General features: G+C 45.2%; 16 protein-coding genes. 11 read left to right on the top strand and 5 right to left on the bottom strand.

The window, feature by feature from the left end:
• The first annotated feature begins 17 nt into the window (after positions 1 to 17).
• Positions 18 to 1016 carry a KpsF/GutQ family sugar-phosphate isomerase gene (locus BUR09_RS05245; protein WP_074215908.1) on the top strand — a complete coding sequence of 333 codons (999 nt, stop codon included), beginning with the start codon at positions 18 to 20 and terminating at the stop codon, positions 1014 to 1016.
• Between the two features lie 434 nt (positions 1017 to 1450).
• On the opposite strand, the gene BUR09_RS05240 is transcribed toward BUR09_RS05245, so the two are convergent.
• Both BUR09_RS05240 and BUR09_RS05235 read right to left on the bottom strand, forming a co-directional pair.
• On the bottom strand, positions 1451 to 1762 hold the full coding sequence (locus tag BUR09_RS05240) for a tetratricopeptide repeat protein (protein ID WP_074215907.1): 312 nt from the start codon (positions 1760 to 1762) through the stop codon (positions 1451 to 1453).
• A gap of 13 nt (positions 1763 to 1775) precedes the next feature.
• Positions 1776 to 2045: a DUF2325 domain-containing protein gene (locus BUR09_RS05235; RefSeq protein ID WP_074215906.1), complete on the bottom strand. Its 270-nt coding sequence runs from the start codon at positions 2043 to 2045 to the stop codon at positions 1776 to 1778.
• Positions 2046 to 2238: 193 nt separating this feature from the next.
• On the opposite strand from BUR09_RS05235, the gene BUR09_RS05230 reads away from it, so the two are divergent.
• From BUR09_RS05230 to BUR09_RS05215, 4 genes are all read left to right on the top strand, one after another.
• On the top strand, positions 2239 to 2826 hold the full coding sequence (locus tag BUR09_RS05230; protein WP_074215905.1) for a DUF1007 family protein: 588 nt from the start codon (positions 2239 to 2241) through the stop codon (positions 2824 to 2826).
• A gap of 2 nt (positions 2827 to 2828) precedes the next feature.
• Complete coding sequence (locus BUR09_RS05225) at positions 2829 to 3752, top strand: nickel/cobalt transporter (RefSeq protein WP_074215904.1); 924 nt, start codon at positions 2829 to 2831, stop codon at positions 3750 to 3752.
• Between the two features lie 296 nt (positions 3753 to 4048).
• On the top strand, positions 4049 to 5854 hold the full coding sequence (locus BUR09_RS05220; RefSeq protein WP_074215903.1) for a methyl-accepting chemotaxis protein: 1806 nt from the start codon (positions 4049 to 4051) through the stop codon (positions 5852 to 5854).
• Between the two features lie 174 nt (positions 5855 to 6028).
• Positions 6029 to 6289, top strand: coding sequence for a hypothetical protein (locus BUR09_RS05215; protein WP_074215902.1), 261 nt, complete (start codon positions 6029 to 6031; stop codon positions 6287 to 6289).
• A 102-nt stretch (positions 6290 to 6391) separates the two neighbouring features.
• Here BUR09_RS05215 and BUR09_RS05210 read toward each other — a convergent pair whose 3' ends face one another.
• Positions 6392 to 7039, bottom strand: coding sequence for a tetratricopeptide repeat protein (locus BUR09_RS05210; RefSeq protein ID WP_074215901.1), 648 nt, complete (start codon positions 7037 to 7039; stop codon positions 6392 to 6394).
• A gap of 136 nt (positions 7040 to 7175) precedes the next feature.
• On the opposite strand from BUR09_RS05210, the gene BUR09_RS05205 reads away from it, so the two are divergent.
• The 4 genes from BUR09_RS05205 (at position 7176) to BUR09_RS05190 (ending at position 11293) form a co-directional block, all read left to right on the top strand.
• Positions 7176 to 7367 carry a ferredoxin gene (locus tag BUR09_RS05205; protein ID WP_074215900.1) on the top strand — a complete coding sequence of 64 codons (192 nt, stop codon included), beginning with the start codon at positions 7176 to 7178 and terminating at the stop codon, positions 7365 to 7367.
• 335 nt (positions 7368 to 7702) lie between these two features.
• The gene (locus tag BUR09_RS05200; protein WP_074215899.1) at positions 7703 to 8167 is read left to right on the top strand and encodes a chemotaxis protein CheX; all 465 of its coding nucleotides are present in this window, start codon (positions 7703 to 7705) and stop codon (positions 8165 to 8167) included.
• Between the two features lie 419 nt (positions 8168 to 8586).
• Positions 8587 to 9255, top strand: a complete 669-nt coding sequence (locus BUR09_RS05195; protein WP_074215898.1) for an anaerobic ribonucleoside-triphosphate reductase activating protein — start codon at positions 8587 to 8589, stop codon at positions 9253 to 9255.
• Positions 9203 to 11293: a ribonucleoside triphosphate reductase gene (locus BUR09_RS05190; RefSeq protein WP_074215897.1), complete on the top strand. Its 2091-nt coding sequence runs from the start codon at positions 9203 to 9205 to the stop codon at positions 11291 to 11293. The genes BUR09_RS05195 and BUR09_RS05190 overlap by 53 nt, the downstream gene beginning before the upstream one ends.
• 633 nt (positions 11294 to 11926) lie before the next feature.
• Here the strand turns inward: BUR09_RS05190 and BUR09_RS05185 are convergent.
• Complete coding sequence (locus BUR09_RS05185; RefSeq protein WP_074215896.1) at positions 11927 to 13597, bottom strand: FG-GAP repeat domain-containing protein; 1671 nt, start codon at positions 13595 to 13597, stop codon at positions 11927 to 11929.
• Between the two features lie 316 nt (positions 13598 to 13913).
• Here BUR09_RS05185 and BUR09_RS05180 point away from each other — a divergent pair, with 316 nt between their 5' ends.
• On the top strand, positions 13914 to 15173 hold the full coding sequence (locus BUR09_RS05180; protein ID WP_074215895.1) for an RsmB/NOP family class I SAM-dependent RNA methyltransferase: 1260 nt from the start codon (positions 13914 to 13916) through the stop codon (positions 15171 to 15173).
• Positions 15174 to 15494: 321 nt separating this feature from the next.
• Here BUR09_RS05180 and BUR09_RS05175 read toward each other — a convergent pair whose 3' ends face one another.
• The gene (locus BUR09_RS05175; RefSeq protein ID WP_074215894.1) at positions 15495 to 16097 is read right to left on the bottom strand and encodes a SagB/ThcOx family dehydrogenase; all 603 of its coding nucleotides are present in this window, start codon (positions 16095 to 16097) and stop codon (positions 15495 to 15497) included.
• A gap of 1086 nt (positions 16098 to 17183) precedes the next feature.
• Between BUR09_RS05175 and BUR09_RS05170 the strand changes: the two genes are divergently transcribed.
• Complete coding sequence (locus BUR09_RS05170; RefSeq protein ID WP_074215893.1) at positions 17184 to 18734, top strand: ABC transporter substrate-binding protein; 1551 nt, start codon at positions 17184 to 17186, stop codon at positions 18732 to 18734.
• Positions 18735 to 18852: the final 118 nt, after the last annotated feature.

The raw sequence follows: 18852 nt of genomic DNA, 5'->3' as shown, positions 1-18852 counted from the left end.
CTGGAGCTTAATGAATAATGAATAAGTGTACCTGCACACCTGCTGGCGACTGGCTGGCAAAAGGACGCCAAGCTCTCCAGATCGAAATTGAAGGTCTGGAAACTGTTAAAAGCAATCTTGGCGAATCCTTTGTGAGCGCTGTCGAACTGCTTGCAGAATGCAAAGGCCGCGTTATCATCACCGGTCTTGGTAAATCCGGCCTTGTCGGACGCAAGCTTGCAGCAACCCTGTCTTCCACAGGGACTGCGTCTTTCTATCTGCATCCTGTTGAAGGCGCCCACGGCGACCTCGGCATGATCCGTAAAGAAGACGTTGTGGTGTCCATATCCAACTCCGGAGAAACTGACGAACTGAACGCAGTACTTCCGGCAATGCGCTCCCTTGGAGCGTCCGTGATCTCCTTAACAGGCGGCATCGACTCCACAATGGCACGTCTTTCAGACATCACCATCAATACCGGTGTGCCTAAAGAAGCCTGCCCGCTTGACCTTGCTCCGACAAGCTCAACAACTGCAACCCTCGCTGTTGGCGATGCCCTTGCAGCTTGCCTTATCGAAGCAAAAGCGTTCACCGCGGCAGACTTTAAACGCTACCATCCGGGTGGAGCACTCGGTCAGCGTCTGACAATGTCCATTGACACGCTCATACTTCGTGATTCCGATCCTGTGGTAAAACAGGAAACCAAGCTTTCCGAAGCATTAGCAGTTATGGACAAAGGACATCTCGGGGTTGTCGTGTTTACCGATGATAAAGGCTGCCTCACAGGCATCCTGACAGACGGCGACCTTCGCCGACTTATCTGTAAAGGTTCACTCGACATGGATCAGCCATCTTCACAGATTATGATTAAGGATCCTTACAGAGCGAAAAAAGGTTCTTCCGTAGCCGAACTTCTCGACTTTATGGAAGAAAAAGCCATTACCGTTCTGCCAGTCGTTGAAGAAGACGGCACTCTTTGCGGCATCGTGCATATGCACGACCTGCTCGGCAAAGGGCGGGTAAAGTTCAGTAGATAAGCTTCACAGTCTACAAGCTATTCAAAAGGGCGACATAATATGTCGCCCTTTTTCTATTGGTTCTTTTTGTGTCTCTAAGGGGTTTTCCTCTGACCGCTTAAGGAACGAATAACGTCCGTTGATAAACTTCTCACGCGGCTTTACCTCGCTGACTTGAACAATAAAAAAGGAGGTGCCTTACGTAATAAAGCATCCCTTTTTTCCTATGCTAACGAAAAGCAGTTGTGCATAAAAGCAATGTTACCCAGTCAAACAAAAAGACGATAGCGCGTGCTATCGTCTTTTCGAACTTTGTCCATATGTCATATGTCTGTGAGGAGGAGAAAGGTTAATTCATGGCCTTACGGCAATCCTTTTGTAAATATTATACACTGAGACAAACGCGGTGTCTAAAAAAATCGATACGTTGTGCAAAATTGCCTCAGGAAATTTATTTAGGCCTGCCCCGCTTGTGCGTCGTGCAGGTTTGCTTCAATAGTACGGTATAGCTTGTTATCTGTTCCAATGGTTCGGGTAATCGTAGCAAGCGCATCGTCAAAGAAAACGGCAGCTTCTTGTTTCTTACCCTGTACATTTAAGATAATGCCGAAGTTGTTTTTGAGCTTTGCTGTGTAGGTATCTACTCCAAGACGCTCTGCTCTTCGAATAGCCTGGTGCATCATAAATTCGGCATTCATGTAATTACCTTCAGCCATCGCAGCCATACCAGCCTTGTTCATTGCACCAATTTCTTTTGCAGCACACATAGTAATCCCCCTTTTATCGTAAAACCTGCTTAAGTGTTGAAACACCGCAGGAATGAGCCATATGAACCGGAATATCTTTAGCCTTTGCGTATTGCACAACTTCCCGACGGGCGGCGTGTGAAACCTTGTTGGTAAACAGGATAACCATATCAGGAGCTCCCATTTTGTCTGCTATGGAGTTCTCCTTTCCTGTAAACACCTTCAACTTCACACCACGGGTCTTTGCTGTATTAATATATTCGCGTTTAAGTCTATCCATTCCGCCTACTAACGTTGCGCACATAACGCCTCCAAAAAAGTATTCCGGCCTCTTCGTTAACCTTCGTTTAATTGAAAACGATTTTCAATGTCAACTAGAAAATGCTTTTTTTCATAGCAGCCCATTGCTATACGAAGCGAGCATAGACCCAAAAACGGCTGAAAACCAAGATTGTCCCCTATCGACAATAATCCACCTTCTTACATACGGTCATAATATGAGAACTGCCTTATCCCTGCTTATTGCCCTTTGCCTTTTCAGTACAATGCTTGTTCCGAAAATTGCTCAAGCGCATCCACATGTTTTTATCGACAGTTCGCTTACACTTCACTTTGAGGGAGACTCTCTGCAATCAATCGATATGGTTTGGACTTTCGACGATATGTCCAGCGATATGTTCCTAATTGATCTCGACACCAATGCAGACGGCGCATTGACTAAAGCAGAATGGAACAAGCAACGCCCAGATATTGAAAGCTACCTTGCTGAGCACAGTTTTTATGTCCATGTGTTACTCAACGGACAAGTAATCCCGATTAAAACAGTCAATAATTTCGTCGCAACATTCGAAAACAAGACACTTAAATACAGCATGAGTATTCCTGTTGCCCTCACTAAAAAAGATAAGGCTCAGGAAGTGCAGATCGCCATTTTTGATCCTTCCTACTACACAGACTTCTACACAGCACTTGAGGCTGTCAGCGTTAAGGGCAAGCAAGACTTGAAGATCTTCATTGATGATGCACCGGAACTGGCATTCTTTCAGGGACAAATTATTCCTACAGCCGTAACTTTTGAGTTTTAGTCATGCGCAAAATTTGTATCACCATCCTACTCATGCTGGTTCTGGCCACAGCCGCCTACGCTAACCCGTTTACAGGACAAACAAGTTCCGGCACTGCCAAGACTGTTGAGCAAACAGTACAACAACAGCACGAGGCCGGATACTTTGCATTGCACTATTCAAAAGTATTGCGCAAAGTGAACCTTGCCCAACGCACCATGCGATCTAAAATGACCTCTCTTGGTCGTGAAATAAAAAAACACCCCAGCGGCAAAGCGTTCTGGGCATTCATGCTATTCTCCTTCTTATACGGCATCATCCATGCTCTTGGACCAGGACACGGAAAATCCATTGTATTCTCATACTTCCTTGGCAGAAAAGGTACCCTGCTTAAGGGAGTGGTTATGGGGCATCTACTCACGGCAGTACACACGATTTCTGCCATTGTAGTTGTGCTTGGAGCCTATTTCCTGTTGAATCTTAAAGGAAGTCGTGCGCTTTCTTCTGCCAGTGAACCTTTAAAAATGACGAGCTACTATCTCATTGTCGGGCTTGGCATTTTTATTCTTCTGCATGCGCTGTATGAGGCTTTTTCACGCAACCGCAAGAAAGCTAATGCTCGAAAAGAAGCTGACAACAAAGGAATCATCACCGTTTCTGTTATTTCCGGCCTTGTTCCTTGTCCGGGTGTTGCCCTACTTCTGTCCTTTGCTTTAAGTCTGGACCTACTCACTACAGGGCTACTTGGGGCTTTCTTTTTTACCTTAGGCATGGGAATCACCACATCGCTTTTTGGTATTATCAGCATTCATTCCAGAAGTATGTTAATGCATGTTGCAGGCAAGAGCTCCACAGCTGCAGCCTTTCTTCATACCTCCTTTTCCGTTATCGCAGGAACAGTCATAATTGCCACAGGCTGGCTTCTTATAGCCACATCACAATGCTAGCCCCTTTCAACAAAACAAAACGCCGCTTCACATGAAGCGGCGTTTTTTTATGATCGAAGTTCGAACTCAAACTATCTTAACTCTACCTTTGTTAAAACATGCAACAATCTCAAGAAGTAATGCACTATTTATTTTTTGCTTAAATTTTAAAAAGTTATTGACCTTTTGAACAGATGAGATCAAAAGAGTTGAACTGCTATTAATTACCATTACTACTAGCAGTGCGAAATAGCTTGTAGTTGGGGCTCAAATGTTCAACAGGCCGTTTGTAAACGGCGCGTATCATGGAGGGGTTTATGTTACGCAAGTTTACCATTCAGCTTAGAATTTTTTCTCTGCTGTTTATTAATATGCTATGTATCGTTGTTGCGTTCTTTCTTTTTTATATGACCACACAGCAGATACGAGATTATTCAGTTACAACGGCTAAAAAAGAAATGTTTGAGGGACGTCAGGAGTCAATTAAGCTTGCAACAAACACTCTGGCTTCCTTGTTGGCAAAAGAAATAGAGGGGTTGCCTGAATCAGAACAGCATAAGGCCTTGCAACATGCCATTAATGGCTTGCGTCACGAAAAAGATGCATCAGGTTACTTCTTCATTCTTCAAAATGGTCAGTTTGTAGCATTTCCACCTAATCCGCAAAGGGTAGGCGAGTACGTCATAGATTTACGAGATACTAACGGCGTCCAATTCAACAAAGAACTTGTTGCGAAAGCAAAAAAAGGCGGGGGATTTGTTGAATATATCTTCGATAAACCGGGAATAGGTAAACAGCCTAAAATCAGCTACGGAACTACTATTGGCAACACTGACTATATTATCGCTACAGGAGTCTACATTGATAGCATTGCAGTACGCGGTGAAGCTATCAACAACACCATCACATCGATGACTGACAAGGCATTTCTCGATAGAATCATGCTTTTCTGTGCTATCTTTGCTGTCATCGTCCCTCTATGCATCATGATCTCACGAAGCATTCTTCGTCCGCTTTCCCACGCTACGGATGCTGCACAGAAAGTAGCTTCCGGCAATCTGGAAGTTCTTATCTCAGTCGACGGACAAGACGAAGTAACCAGCCTTCAACGTTCGCTGACGCAAATGGTTGCCACTTTTAAGCACGACAAGCTGGAAATGGAAACTAAAGGAGCTGAAGCCCAAGAACAGGCACAGATTGCACGACAGGCTGCACAACAGGCCGAAGAGGCTATGGCTCATGCCGAAATTGCAACTAAAAACGGCATCCTGACCGCAGCCTCTCAGCTTGAAGGCTTAGTCCGTAGCATGAACAAAGAAATGGGAGCGTTGTTTGATCAGAACTCCAACATTCTTCAAGGTTCAAACGCCCAGATGATCCGAATCAGCGACGCAGCAACCGCCATGGAAGAGATGAACGCCACAGTTCTTGAAGTCGCTCGCAACGCAAGTGAAGCGGCTTCGGAGACCGAACGCTCCCGAGTCATGGCACAAGAAGGTGCAGACGTAATAACCGAATCCGTTGCAGCTATCACTCAGCTTCATGCCCGTAGTGAAGAACTCAAAGGCAACATGACGACGCTTGACGCCCAGTCTGAATCTATTGGTGACATTATCAATGTTATTAACGACATTGCAGACCAGACCAACCTGCTGGCACTCAACGCAGCCATTGAAGCAGCACGAGCTGGTGAGGCTGGACGAGGATTCGCCGTTGTTGCGGATGAAGTACGCAAGCTTGCAGAAAAAACCATGAGTGCAACTCAAGAGGTAAGCAAGAACATTAAAACCATTCAATATGTCGCAAAGCTTAATTCACAAGGTATGGATGAGACGCTTGAAGCGTTTGACGCTGTCCAAAGCCTGTCCGGAAAATCAGGTGAAGTACTTCATGAAATCGTACTCGCAGCAGAATCTGCAGCAGAGCAAGTTCGTTCCATTGCAACCGCAGCAGAGCAGCAATCTGCAGCATCAGAAGAAATTACAAGAAATGTAGAAGAGATTGACGCCATTGCACGAGAAAATTCAACCCTTGTAGACAGCTCTGCTGCCAATACAGAGCAGCTAGTTGCTCAAGCCGAAAATCTCAGCAGCGTCATTGAAAAATTAAAAACAGAAGCCTAGCAACCCTGGGGGGATAAAACATCCTGCGGCTATTCTTGTGTCAACATTCTGAATAAGGATGCAGGATCATAAAGGGGATGAGTAAAGACAACTCATCCCCTTTATATTTCTTAACTCGGCGCGTTTTTTGCTTAATATTTATTACGCAGAAATTTTTACCGCAGGAGACAATTTATGCCCCCTATCAGCAATGTCGGCCAAGACACCTTTTCTTTCAAGCTCGACAACTTAATGAAAACAACCAGCCAGAAAGTACAGGATCAGCAAGTAACTGCACCTGTCCAGACAATGGCGGAACCATCCCGTAGTGAAACTGAGACGGCAAACATTGCCTATGGCAATGCTGTAACCGCACTCGAAACCGGTCAACAGCCAGCAGGACAGACAGGGCATGCACTTGACCCTGCACGAGTTGCAGCATTGCTGGACTTCTAGTCTGCACAGTTTCAGGGGGCGGGCAACCTCCCCCTGAAAACACACAAAAAAAAAGCGCACTGCACATGCAATACGCTTTAAAATTTATTACCCATACAGTTACTAGGAGTAATCGCCCTGCAACTGTGCCTTTAACTTGGCAGCACCGACTTTATCCCCTGTAGCCGTAACAGCATCAAGCAAAATCCGTTTTGCCTTCCGGGTATCAGGGTCTACAGCAACAGCTTTCTTTAAATACTTAATAGCCATCTTAGGCTGCTTGCACGCCAGACACCACTCGCCGATCATACGGAACATGCTATGTTCATCAACATACAGCGACTTAGCTTCCTCAAATGCTTCTGTCGCATCCTGAAGATTACCTCCAGAAAGATATCTTCTTCCGCGATTTAACGCTTTATCTAACGTAAGCTTACGCTTCAACTGCTCGCTATACGACTCTGATTCCTGAGCTTTCTTAAGCGCAAGGAACAACTTCACAAGGCTGTCATGAACCAGTTTTTCATGCCCTTTTATGTACATGATACCACGAGGAAACATTTTTTTGACTTCGGTTACTCTGTTCATGTTGTGCAGCACTTCTTTAAGCGCAGAGTCAACCGTAATTCTGTCAATTCCAGTTACCTTCCCCGCAAGGACCAATCTCAGTGACGCAATGATAGAGGCGGTTGCGCGCAGGACATCATGTCTCTGGAAATATGCTTTTGCACGGGCAATATGTTCTTTTGCAGCTTTTGAATCGTCTTTCATACAGTCACCTTAAAACAGTTTTTGAAATACAGAGCCACGATAGTAGAATACTACTGAATGTCAAATATCATTGTGCGAAGGGCAAAGCGTGCTATCACAAGTACACTGAGAAAAAAACTCTTAAAGGGAGAATCATATGGCTAAAAAGTTACGTATTGATGAAGATGAATGCATTGGCTGTGAATCCTGTGTAGAGCTCTGCCCTGCAGCATTCCAGATGAGCGCGGATGGTGACAAAGCAATTGTTGTGGATGAAAACTGTACAGATGACTGTGTTGAAGAGTCTATCGATACATGTCCAGTGACCTGCATCTTCTTCGAAGAATAATATTCTGTATAAAAACAAAAAAAGAGCACTGTCTTTAATCAGACCGTGCTCTTTTTTACACACAAAAATTACCAAGCAACACAGATACATAACAAATGTAAACATCTTTTACTTTACCACAACCGGCTTCTCCTGTAGAACGTCACAACGTTGTAACTATCATATTTTTCTTATCTTTAGTGGATTGAGCCACCCCTTAGACGTTACTGTTGCAAAAACAATCTGTTTATGTTCGCTTTAGAAAAACAGAAGTTATCGATACGTAATGAGTCTTTTCTGGCGCGTTCAACTTAAAAAACTCATTAATGTACCGCGGTACTGCCATAGGAGCTGTTATGAATTCTGACATTACCTTTGCTAAGCCTTTTATAAGCGCTACAAGCAATGTACTTTCTACAATGGCTGGGATCAGCCCTGTTGCAGGTAATCCGTTTGTAAAAAAAGATAATATTGCATGTGGTGATGTCTCTGCCATCATTGGCATTACAGGTGAAAAACGCGGAAGTATCTCCGTAACTTTTACGAAAAAATGCGCAATTACCATTGTTCGTAATATGCTCGGTGATGACGTACAGGATATCGTCTCAGACACAAAAGATGCTGTCGGCGAAATCTGCAACATGATCTCCGGACAAGCACGTGCTGGTCTCGCAGAAATGGGGTATAAATTTGAAGGTTCAACACCATCCGTTATCATGGGCGATAATCATACAATAAGTCATGTCACATCCAGCCCCGTTATCGCCGTCCCATTTTCCACTGACCATGGTGAATTTACTATCGAGTTCTGTTTTGGCTAATTAGCATAAACATTACAGCCAGATAACATTTTTTCGTCATTAAAACGCTCGTCCTCTCAGGCGAGCGTTTTTTATTACACAACGTTAACTCAGCTATTCTCAATGGTTTCACGGCAAGATAACATGTTTCACATTGTTTTTTCACACCATTTCCACAACCTAAAGTTTCATTTTGACACTCCGTTATTACTTTTTTTTTGTGCGCAAACCCGTTGAGATGTCTGACTTCTAATCGGTTCCATATAACAATTTCGAAAAACCCTATTGCTAAAAAACTGTCAGCATGAGTATGATTTACTTCTTGCGACTGAGTAACTCAAAAAGCTTCTTTAGCCGCATTAGTATTGTTATTTTAGTTAGTTAAGAGATGTGCAGCGATACGCCTGCATATCAAGACACACACTTTTAAGGATTACAGTATGGTTTCTGCTTGGTCACGTGTTTTTGGTTTTGAACCGGTTAGTCTTTGCGACTGGCCCGGTATGAATGCTAGCGTCATCTTTTTAGGTGGCTGCAATATGCACTGTCCGACCTGCCATAACTTTAATCTCGCATGGCATAGCGATACTATGGATGTCATTCCACAAGAGACGATTGAGGCATACCTGAAAAAACGTTCACGGTGGATTGACGGTGTCGTCATTACTGGGGGGGAAGCAACCATTACACCGGGGCTTGCAGATCTTATAAAAGACCTGCGTAAGCTTGGCATGCCTGTCAAAATGGACAGTAACGGCATGCGTCCGGACGTATTGAAACAACTGCTTGACGAAAATCTCGTTGAGCTCTTTGCGGTAGATGTCAAAGGCCCTTACCAGAAATATCCTGTGCTTACCGGTGGTACTACATCCCCAGCAGAAGCAGAAGAAAACCTTACTCAAGTTTTCGAACTAGCAAAACAGTATCCTGACAAGTTCCTGTTCCGCATTACTAAAGTGCCTGTGCTGACAGATGAAGATATTCAGGAAGCTGAGAGCTACTTACCGGGCGGCTTTACGCTTAAGCATCAGGAATACGTTCCCCCAAGGAGAGAGCATGCCGAAGCAGATTCTGAAGCGCGACAACTGTCTGGAGACATGGTCGCTTGAGCGTATTGCACATGCAATCCTCAAGGCACTTAAAGCTAGCGGAGTTAAAGACCCGCTTCTTTCAAAACGACTTGCCCGAAAAGTAGAAATAAAACTCGGAGCACAAGAAATCGCGCCGCAGGAATTGGTACAGGACACCATTGAGAAGGTCTTAATGGAATCCAGCCTGTACCACGTTGCAAAACGGTTTATTATTTACCGCGAGCAGCGCAGGCAGTTACGCGAACACAAGGCCGCGTATCTGGACATCAAGGAAACCATCAATAACTATCTGGATAAAGCAGACTGGCGTGTAAATGAAAACGCCAACATGACCCATTCATTCCAAGGGCTCATGCTGCATCTCTCCGGCACACTGCAGGCTAAATATGCGCTAGAAAAATACCCGGAAGAAGTGCGTCTTGCGCACGAACACGGCTATTTTCACATTCACGATCTTTCTTTCGGCCTTGCAGGCTACTGCGCAGGCTGGAGTCTTCGAGATCTACTCCTCGAAGGATTCAACCTTGAAGGCCGTTCCAGTGCCGGCCCAGCTCACCATTTTGACGCAGTTCTTGGTCAGATGGTTAACTTCCTCGGCACACTGCAGAACGAATGGGCAGGCGCTCAGGCGTTCAACAACGTCGACACCTACCTTGCCCCATTTATCAGAAAAGACGGTCTCTCGTACAAACAAGTACGTCAGGCCATGCAGAAATTTATTTTCAACCTTAACACAACCTCCCGCTGGGGCGGACAAAGCCCGTTTACCAACCTGACCTTTGACATTGTGCCACCAAAACACATTGCTAAAGAAGCAGTTATCATCGGCGGTGCTCTTCAAGATTCAACCTACGGTGAGTACGTTGAAGAAATGGCTATGATCAACAAAGCATTCCTTGAGGTCATGCTGCAAGGAGATCATCATGGTCGCATCTTCTCGTTCCCGATTCCTACATACAACGTCACCACAGAATTCCCTTGGGATACAGAAATTGGTGACCTGCTCATGCAGCTTACAGCCAAGTATGGCGTTCCGTACTTCCAGAACTTCATCAACTCTGACCTCGATCCGGAAGATGTTCGTTCTATGTGTTGTCGTCTACAAATGGATCTTCGCGAACTTCGCAAAAAAACCGGTGGGCTTTTCGGTGCTGGCGACCTCACAGGCTCTATCGGCGTTGTGACACTCAACCTGCCAAAGCTCGCATACCTTGCACAGAACGAAGAAGATTTCCTTGATCTCATTACCGAATATGCAGAGTTAGCTAAAGACTCTTTGGAATTTAAGCGTAAGTTTATTCAACAAAACCTTGAACGAGGTATGTTCCCATGGTCTTCGCGATACCTCAAAAATGGATTCAAGGCACACTTCTCAACTATCGGCCTCGTCGGTGGTCACGAAGCCTGCCTCAATCTGCTCGGGAAAGGTATTGAAACTGAAGGCGGCGTCCGCCTCATGCAGCGCGTGCTCAACCACCTGCGTGAACTGACCTCCCGCTATCAGGAAGACACAGGAAGCCTGTACAACCTTGAAGCCACACCGGCAGAAGGTACTAGCTACCGCCTCGCACGCACTGACAAAAAGCTCTACGCAGATATCGTCGCATCCGGTAACGGTACACCGTACTACACCAACTCAACAGCATTACCAGTAGGCGCAACAGACGACGTTTTTGCCGCCCTTGAACATCAGGATCAGCTCCAGCCGCTCTTCACTGGTGGCACCGTGTTCCACACATACCTCGGCGAGGCTGTAGCAGATCATGCAGCGCTGAAAAAATTCATCGTCAAAGCGTTCACCATGACAAAGTTGCCTTACATTTCAATCACACCGACCTTCTCTGTGTGCAAGGACCATGGGTACATTGCCGGCGAGCACTTCTCCTGCCCGACATGCAATGCTGATACAGAAGTCTACACACGTATAGTCGGCTACTACCGACCAGTATCGCAATGGAACAAAGGTAAGCAGATGGAATACGACGACCGCGTCTGCTACAACAGCGCACCTGTCGATGTTGGCACTAAACCTGTCGAAGTAGAAGAAGCTATTTAACACCTGAAATACTCACTTAATATTACCTCTGGCGGCTTTCGCCTCACTACCTAATGCCTATAATAAAAAAGGGTGGAGTTTATGAACTCCACCCTTTTTTTGTGCTCTGACCAGGCAATAAAAAATCAATGTCACCTCCTAAATCAAAGAAGTGCTGCATCACTTTTTAAAAAACAGCTGCTAAAAAATTTATGCACATTTCTATGAACAACTTACCGACACCCTGTGCAAAACTTTTAAAAACCAAAAGCTTTACTACATTTCATAAGAGCTTAATTTTGCATCTATTTTTACAAGACTGACAGCCCTCAAGAATAATTATTTATTGACAATTTTATGCACACTTTAAGAACAGCATGTGCAAAACATAGATAAGATGCTTGAATAGCAATATAACAATCTACTAAAAGCCTTTTTAGTCAACAGGCAGCAACTTTTGCCCACATTGGGCAACAGAAGCTGATAAAAGACCACTGAAGTTATTGTTCAGTTCTTTTAATCTACAAAAGTCTATCATTATATATGATCATTCAACGGCACAGGCAGGACTTTGCCAAAGAGGGGGGAATATTAAGCAGGAACAAAAAAAGCCCCCGTTGCCGAGGCAACGAGGGCTGTACTAGCTTTATAAGCTTATTGTTCTTCTGAGTAACCTTTGTCAGCAGCAGTGCTAGGGTCGACTTTTCCAAGATCAAGTGGGTAGCCGAGCACCATTGTTTTACGGGCTTCGAAGCCGGTTGCACCCGGGTGGGTGTTAATACCAACAACCAAGTCCATGATGCCGTCATTGTTAAGGTCTGCGATCTGGTATGCCATTACGCCACCTTTGATACGACGAGTTTTCCACTGCAAACCAAGGCCAACACCATCCCACTGCAGGGAGTGAATCTCACCCTGTGGGAAGAAACGGTACCGGTCGAAGAACTGAGCAGCCACAGAGATAGGCTTGTTAACCAGAACTTCGTATTTCCCGTTGTGATCAAGGTCTTCAACTACAAACGGCATTGGAATGTAGTATTTTGCAGGAATAAGAAGCTTATCTTTGCCAAGCCCAGGCATGGTATCATCATTTTCAATGCTGATAGTGCTACCAGAGTAAGGCACATCAGTAGCAACCATACGGTCAAACTTAGAGTTGAACACTGCAAGTTTTTCGCTATCTGGCAAAAGAACTACAACTTTATCGCCTTCTTCGTCAGGAACCCACGCAAAGTTGTACAGGTTTGCTTTCTTAGGAACAGCTACACGACGGCTAGGAACAACCTCACCGTTAACATATGCGAGTTCCTCAACTTTTGGAGTAAGAACGCTGCCGCCCTTACGAGTTTTCTGACCAATCATCGTTGGCAAGTAATTTGGAGGAAGCGGCACAACGTTTACAAGCATTTTCACGTTAGGGGCAAACTCAACGAGTTGGCCGCCCTTCATAGTGTAAAAATACGTAGTTGCTGCCTGATCTTTATCCATACCGCTGATGATCAGTTCGTTCACACCATCACGGTCAATATCAAGAGCGCGAACAGTCAGCATATCATAGCGACTTGAGACTTTTTTTTCTGTTACAGGAACAAGGGTGTTTTTATCGAAGTTGTAAACGCGAACATTGTGTTTATCTAACAAAACAACTTCGTTTTTCTTATCACCAGTAATATCAGCTACAACCATGCCATGTGCAGCAAAACGCAGTGCGTTTGAACGAAGACGGGTGTTGGATTCATTCGCGCCTGCGTAACGGAACTGCGGGTTCAGATATACTTCCTGATTAGCAGATGTCTGGTTCACTGTAATTGCAGGGTTCATCTGATTAACACGCTGCTTAGCGTCTGCAACAGCCTGAGCGCGTGCATCAGGACGATCAAAAACTTCTGTGTTAATCGCACCAGCAATATTCTGCAGGGTCGGAATCATATCATTAAGAGAGCTGGAAGCAGAACGTGGCCAAACGTTTCCGTCTTTATCTGCTACACGAACATCCAGAGAGGCCTGATCACCAATGAGGTTTACACTACCGTAAACAAGGTAATCAGCGCCGGAAGCAGAAAGTGCTTTCTGCGCATCGGCAGTATTGGCAGGAGCAGCAATTCCATCCAGAGCGGTTGCATCTACAGGAATAAAATGATCTTTCCAAAACAGACGGGAGCTGAGCATTTGCGGAATCGCACGCTCTAAATAGGTAAAGGTCTTAGGTCCATTCACAGTAAATGGAACAATCCCAAAAGTTTTTGCCCCCTCTGCAAACGCTACAGACATGCTTAACATCAGCATAAGCACTGTTAAAACCACAGTGCGCATAACAGATTGCATACGTTCTCCTTAATAAGTACTTGCCGGACAGCGCATTCATCCAGCTTATTCGCAAGGTTACAACAGAAAGACTTGGCTATGGTGCAACGTACAGCATGTTTGCCAGTGACTTTCCTAAAAATTCATTGAAGCATAAAAACAAGCAACAATGACTGTATCTAACTTGTTGGGTATGAAATTTTGTAAAATCTTTTACAAAAAAATCTCATTTCGCCCAGTCAGCATCCCATCCATAATATCACTTGATAGATGAAGCAACCATAAGGTACAGCGGCAGGCAGAATTCTAAAATAAATTGGATTGAGCAGGAGACTTTGTGACAGTTACAACCTCATCCCGTTCTTTCAGGCTTGTTTGTACCCCTGAGGAGCGACCACTCGTTGAAGAGCTTTTGCGAGCGCAAGGCTACGACTTTGAACCAGAGCCATTTTCTGAATGGTCCCGAAAAATTACGCATGAACCAAAACCGCTTGGTTCCAGCCTCGCCGCATTTTTCGGTCTTATTTACATTCAGGACAGATCTTCAATGCTGCCTCCGGTAGTACTGAACCCTGACGCCGGAGATGCCGTGCTAGATATGTGCGCGAGTCCCGGCAGTAAAACAGGTTTTCTGGCTCAATTAGTTGGCCCTAACGGTTTTGTCATGGGAAACGAGCCCAGCAGAAACCGTCTTGCGACGTTGCGCCAGAACCTCTTTACAATGAACTTGCTTCATACAGCCACATGCTCCTACCCAGGCGAAAACCTGCCGCTGCCATCCGGCGGCTGGAAAAAAATTCAGCTCGATCCACCATGCAGCGGATGGGGGACCGTAGAACGCAACCCGAATGTTCTTAAACTGTGGCAAGGCGAAAAAGTTAAGCCACTTATCGGAATTCAGCGCAAACTGCTTCAAGAAGCATTTCGCCTTCTCGCTCCGGGTGGCAAGGTTGTCTTCTCAACCTGTACAACTAACGTGCAGGAAAACGAAGAACAAGTACGCTTTGCAACCGAGGAAGTAGGCTTCAAACTTCAGCCGATCACCCCACCGGAAGGTTTCACATTTGAAGAACCATACCTCGATGGCTGCGAAGGCACACTCCGCGTTGATCCGGAAAAATCCGGTGCGCAAGGCTTCTACATTGCTGCCTTCACAAAGCCTGAAGACGCAGAAGCTCCTGAAGAATTCGTCCCCGGCCTCAAAGCAGACATCATGCCGCGCCGTGCACTCAGCATGCCAGGCGTAGATGCAGACTTACTTCCAGAAGGGGAGCTCGCGCAGGTTCGCGAAAACGCCCTTTTCCTCCCACAATACGCCCTCGATAACTTTACGGAAAACTTCCGATGGCGAGGTTTCCCGATAGGCAAAATAGCTCGCGGCGAAGTACGTCCTTCACCGCGTCTACGCGCCCTTATGCCTAAATTCAAAGACGGGAACGGAATCAATATCGAAGAGACCGAGCCAATCGAACGTTTGCTTACCGGTCAGTCTATGCAGGTAAACATTAAAGGCAAAGAAACTGGACTGTACTTCAGGGGGCTCCGTCTCGGACGTCTCAAAGTAAAAGGCAACCGCGCTCTTTGGAGTGAAAAATAGCGTCTTCAACGCTAAGATGCTTTTTAAGAACCTGCTACGCTGTCGCTATCTGTAGTCTCTCGCTCCTCGCGATCAGCTACCGTTTTAAAAAAGTTTCTTAAAAATCCTCAAAAACTTTTATTAGCGAGGACAGCCCGTCATCTATGACCTCATACGGCTTATACCTCATCAACTTACGTAACAAATAGTTAATAAACAGTAAAAGGGTGGAGAAAAAACTCCACCCTTTTTCTTTTTCTACGAAGATCACAGCGCTGGAGGCAAAAATGAAAAAGCGTCACAGCCTCACTGGAAAAAAATTTCCCTAACAATATACAAATACTAATCGTAAGACTTCCAACCTATTGGAAGCACGAGCATTGGATTATGCTCTGGCGGCAGCTCAAGCAGGTCCATCAGATGCTCCTCTTTGAACGCGCCAACTTCAGTCACGCCAAGTCCGAGAGCTTCAGCCTGCAAGTAACAGTTCTGCGCCATATGACCTGCTTCAAAGAAGGTGTAGGCAACGCCACGCTCACCATATTTTTGAGAAATTCGATCAAACGCTGCAGTAATGACAAGAATTGCCGGCGCCTTAGCAATCCACTCCTGTTCAATACAGACTTCGGCAACTTCCTCACGCAAATCGCCTTCTTCAACCTCTTCGAGAGAATGACCCAAAGCATCGTATCGATACACACCGGGCTCAAGACCTTCAACGTCACCAGCCACCACGTAAAGTTCCATTGGATACATTGCTCCAGCAGACGGAACAGTACGGCGGTTCCATGGACCTTCCTCACTAACACCGTAGGTTGCCCATAAAATTTGCCCGAGGGAATCGGGAGTCAATGCTTCATCTGCAAACTCACGAACGCTACGACGGTTTGCAAGCGCGGTTTCAACGGAAATTGGACCTTCCATACTTGGTTCTGGAAACTGCATATATATTCTCCTTGCCCACGCGAATTATTGTAGCGCGCTGTGAGCATTTCATATCTTTATTGTGCCTGAGTGATACAGTTGATCGACTCTTCCCGCAAGAGGCGTCTGAAGCCAACCCACGCCTATATCTAAAATACAGCTTCATCACAAATTAGCAAAAAAAGTTAAGCCAATAAATTGTCTCTATCATAACCGAATAGACAACTCTCTGCGACAAGCCAACAAGATTAAATGAGACATTGCATGGAGTAAATAATTCACAATTAGGCATGCAAATTGATCAACGCCTCATTTCAACTGACAGAATTGTATAAAATAGTATCTTCCCCTACCAGCACTCCTTCAATCCGTTTTCTGTAGCATTATTCATCTATGGCATTTTCTGCAAATTACATCATTTTCAGCTCATTTTATCTCTTTAGTTCCACAAAAATAGATTAAAAATGCACATTTCGTACAAACTACGAGCATTGTAGTGACAGTTTTTTATTGTGCAACTAAACAGTTTTTGCACCAGTTTTACTGTCTAGCACTTGAAAATGACAGTATAGCTCAGTCAACATTTTACTTTCATCAAAGTACGATGGCGCAAATTGTATAGAAAAGTTGTTATTTTTCGACTTATGTTGTACTAAAATTCGCACAGCAGACAGTACAACTCTCAGTACCCACCTGTTTTTAATAGCTGTTTACGTAAATGGTAATTATTGAAGATTGAATTATTGAAGTACGTCCTTGTATATACTGAGCGACTATTCACTTCATGCTTACTAAAAAAAGTGGATTTTTTTTCATTTTCAGACGCTTTTCGCCACACCGTACTTACCTGCTGTTTTTTTAAGGAAAAACTAGTATACCCTTTTTTTGCGTGTTTGCTCAAAGAACTACGTCGTAACCCCGCGGTATTCGCGGAAATAGGTTCTCCTATCGCAAAAAAGCTTGACTTAAAAAGGTCTGACAGGTTTTTATTTCGAGCTTTATATGTTGTTTAGAGTGACGTCTTGTATCAAGTTGCACACTTTGAACATTTTTGTGGTCTCTATTTGTTTTAGGTTGTTAGAAGTATTTCTAGTTTGGAGGTTTCGGATGAAACGTTTGTTAACAGTGTTCGCTCTTGCTGTTGTTTTAGCATTTGCTGCAGCTCCAGCTTCCGCTAAGACTTTACGCTTAGCTGTTGATGCTGACCCTGTATCACTTGACCCGCATGTACAGCTTTCCGGTGGCATGCTTCAGTACTCTCACCTGGTATTTGACCCACTCGTACGTTGGAACCAGGACATGGGCTTTGACCCACGCCTTGCAACCAAATGGGAACGCCTTGATGACAAGACCATGCGTTTCTACCTCCGCAAAGGTGTAAAATTCCACTCCGGTAACGAATTTACTGCTAAAGACGTTGCCTGGACTCTTGACCGTCTTAAAAAGTCCATCGACTTCAAAGGCCTTTTTGAAGTTTTTGAACCTGCAGTTATTGTGGATGACTACACTGTAGACCTCAAAACTAAAGTTGCTTACCCGCTCCTTATCAACATGGCTACTTACATCTTCCCAATGGACTCCAAGTTCTACTCTGGTAAAGATGAAAATGGTCAGGATAAAGGCGTCATCGGTAAAACCGGTCCTGCATTTGCTAACACTAACGCTTCCGGTACTGGTCCTTACACCGTTACAGAACGTGAACAGGGTGTAAAAATGGTTTTCAAAGCCAACCCTAATTACTGGACCACCCGTGGTAACATCGAAGAAATCGACATGCGTCCAATTAAGAACGAAGCTACCCGCGTTGCTTCCATTCTTTCCGGCGACGTAGATTTCATCATGCCAGTACCTCCACAGGACTACGACCGTCTTGACGCTGCTGAGAACGTTGACCTCATTACCATGCCTGGTACCCGCGTTATCATGTTCCAGCTGAACCAGAAACGTAACAAAGCTCTTGCGAACCCTAAAGTTCGTCAGGCTATCGTATACGCTACCAACAACGCCGGTATCGTTAAAAAAATCCTCAAAGGCCGCGGCACAGCTGCAGCTCAGCAGGGCCCTAAAGGCTACCAGGGTTACGTAGCAGAGCTTCAGCCTCGTTACGACCTCAAAAAAGCTAAAGCTCTCATGGCAGAAGCTGGTTACCCTAACGGCTTTGAAGCAACTATGATTGCTCCTAACAACCGTTACGTAAAAGACGAGCAGATCGCTCAGGCTTTCGTTTCCATGATGGCTCGCATCGGCATCAAAGTTAACCTCAAAACTATGCCTAAAGCACAGTACTGGGATCAGTTCGACGCACGCGCTGCTGACATCCAGATGATCGGTTGGCACTCTGATACCGAAGACTCCGCAAACTTCACCGAGTACCTTGCAGTTTGTCCTAACAAAGAGACAGGCGCAGGCCAGTACAACTCCGGCGAATACTGCAACCCTAAAGTTGATGAGCTTATCGCTCTTGCTAACTCCGAAACTGATCTCGACAAACGTCATGCTCAGCTTCAGGAAGTTGAGCGCATCCTCTTCAACGACGCTGCGTTTGTTCCACTTCACTGGCAGGACCTTTCCTGGGCAAGTGGTAAAAACCTTGAAAACGCTCGTCAGGTCGTAAACGTAATGAACTTCCCTTACTTCGGCGACCTTGTAATGAAATAGCATTTGTTCGGGGCGGCTTTGCCGCCCCGATTTAATGATGGATACAAACAGGCGCTGCCTGTACTACTCAGTTTTCCGTGATATAGCACGGAGCTACACGAACCGACCATTGTGCCGG

The sequence above is a fragment of the Halodesulfovibrio marinisediminis DSM 17456 genome, assembly GCF_900129975.1.
GTDB lineage: Bacteria > Desulfobacterota > Desulfovibrionia > Desulfovibrionales > Desulfovibrionaceae > Halodesulfovibrio > Halodesulfovibrio marinisediminis.
Note: the sequence above shows the minus strand (reverse complement) of the source record. Positions and strands in the feature narration are given on the sequence as shown.

What these genes read in the sequence shown, in the direction of transcription:
- BUR09_RS05245 (WP_074215908.1), top strand. Translation starts at nt 18, where the DNA reads ATGAATAAGTGTACCTGCACACCTGCTGGCGACTGGCTGGCAAAAGGA.
- BUR09_RS05240 (WP_074215907.1), bottom strand. Translation starts at nt 1,762, where the DNA reads ATGTGTGCTGCAAAAGAAATTGGTGCAATGAACAAGGCTGGTATGGCT.
- BUR09_RS05235 (WP_074215906.1), bottom strand. Translation starts at nt 2,045, where the DNA reads ATGTGCGCAACGTTAGTAGGCGGAATGGATAGACTTAAACGCGAATAT.
- BUR09_RS05230 (WP_074215905.1), top strand. Translation starts at nt 2,239, where the DNA reads ATGAGAACTGCCTTATCCCTGCTTATTGCCCTTTGCCTTTTCAGTACA.
- BUR09_RS05225 (WP_074215904.1), top strand. Translation starts at nt 2,829, where the DNA reads ATGCGCAAAATTTGTATCACCATCCTACTCATGCTGGTTCTGGCCACA.
- BUR09_RS05220 (WP_074215903.1), top strand. Translation starts at nt 4,049, where the DNA reads ATGTTACGCAAGTTTACCATTCAGCTTAGAATTTTTTCTCTGCTGTTT.
- BUR09_RS05215 (WP_074215902.1), top strand. Translation starts at nt 6,029, where the DNA reads ATGCCCCCTATCAGCAATGTCGGCCAAGACACCTTTTCTTTCAAGCTC.
- BUR09_RS05210 (WP_074215901.1), bottom strand. Translation starts at nt 7,039, where the DNA reads ATGAAAGACGATTCAAAAGCTGCAAAAGAACATATTGCCCGTGCAAAA.
- BUR09_RS05205 (WP_074215900.1), top strand. Translation starts at nt 7,176, where the DNA reads ATGGCTAAAAAGTTACGTATTGATGAAGATGAATGCATTGGCTGTGAA.
- BUR09_RS05200 (WP_074215899.1), top strand. Translation starts at nt 7,703, where the DNA reads ATGAATTCTGACATTACCTTTGCTAAGCCTTTTATAAGCGCTACAAGC.
- BUR09_RS05195 (WP_074215898.1), top strand. Translation starts at nt 8,587, where the DNA reads ATGGTTTCTGCTTGGTCACGTGTTTTTGGTTTTGAACCGGTTAGTCTT.
- BUR09_RS05190 (WP_074215897.1), top strand. Translation starts at nt 9,203, where the DNA reads ATGCCGAAGCAGATTCTGAAGCGCGACAACTGTCTGGAGACATGGTCG.
- BUR09_RS05185 (WP_074215896.1), bottom strand. Translation starts at nt 13,597, where the DNA reads ATGCAATCTGTTATGCGCACTGTGGTTTTAACAGTGCTTATGCTGATG.
- BUR09_RS05175 (WP_074215894.1), bottom strand. Translation starts at nt 16,097, where the DNA reads ATGCAGTTTCCAGAACCAAGTATGGAAGGTCCAATTTCCGTTGAAACC.
- BUR09_RS05170 (WP_074215893.1), top strand. Translation starts at nt 17,184, where the DNA reads ATGAAACGTTTGTTAACAGTGTTCGCTCTTGCTGTTGTTTTAGCATTT.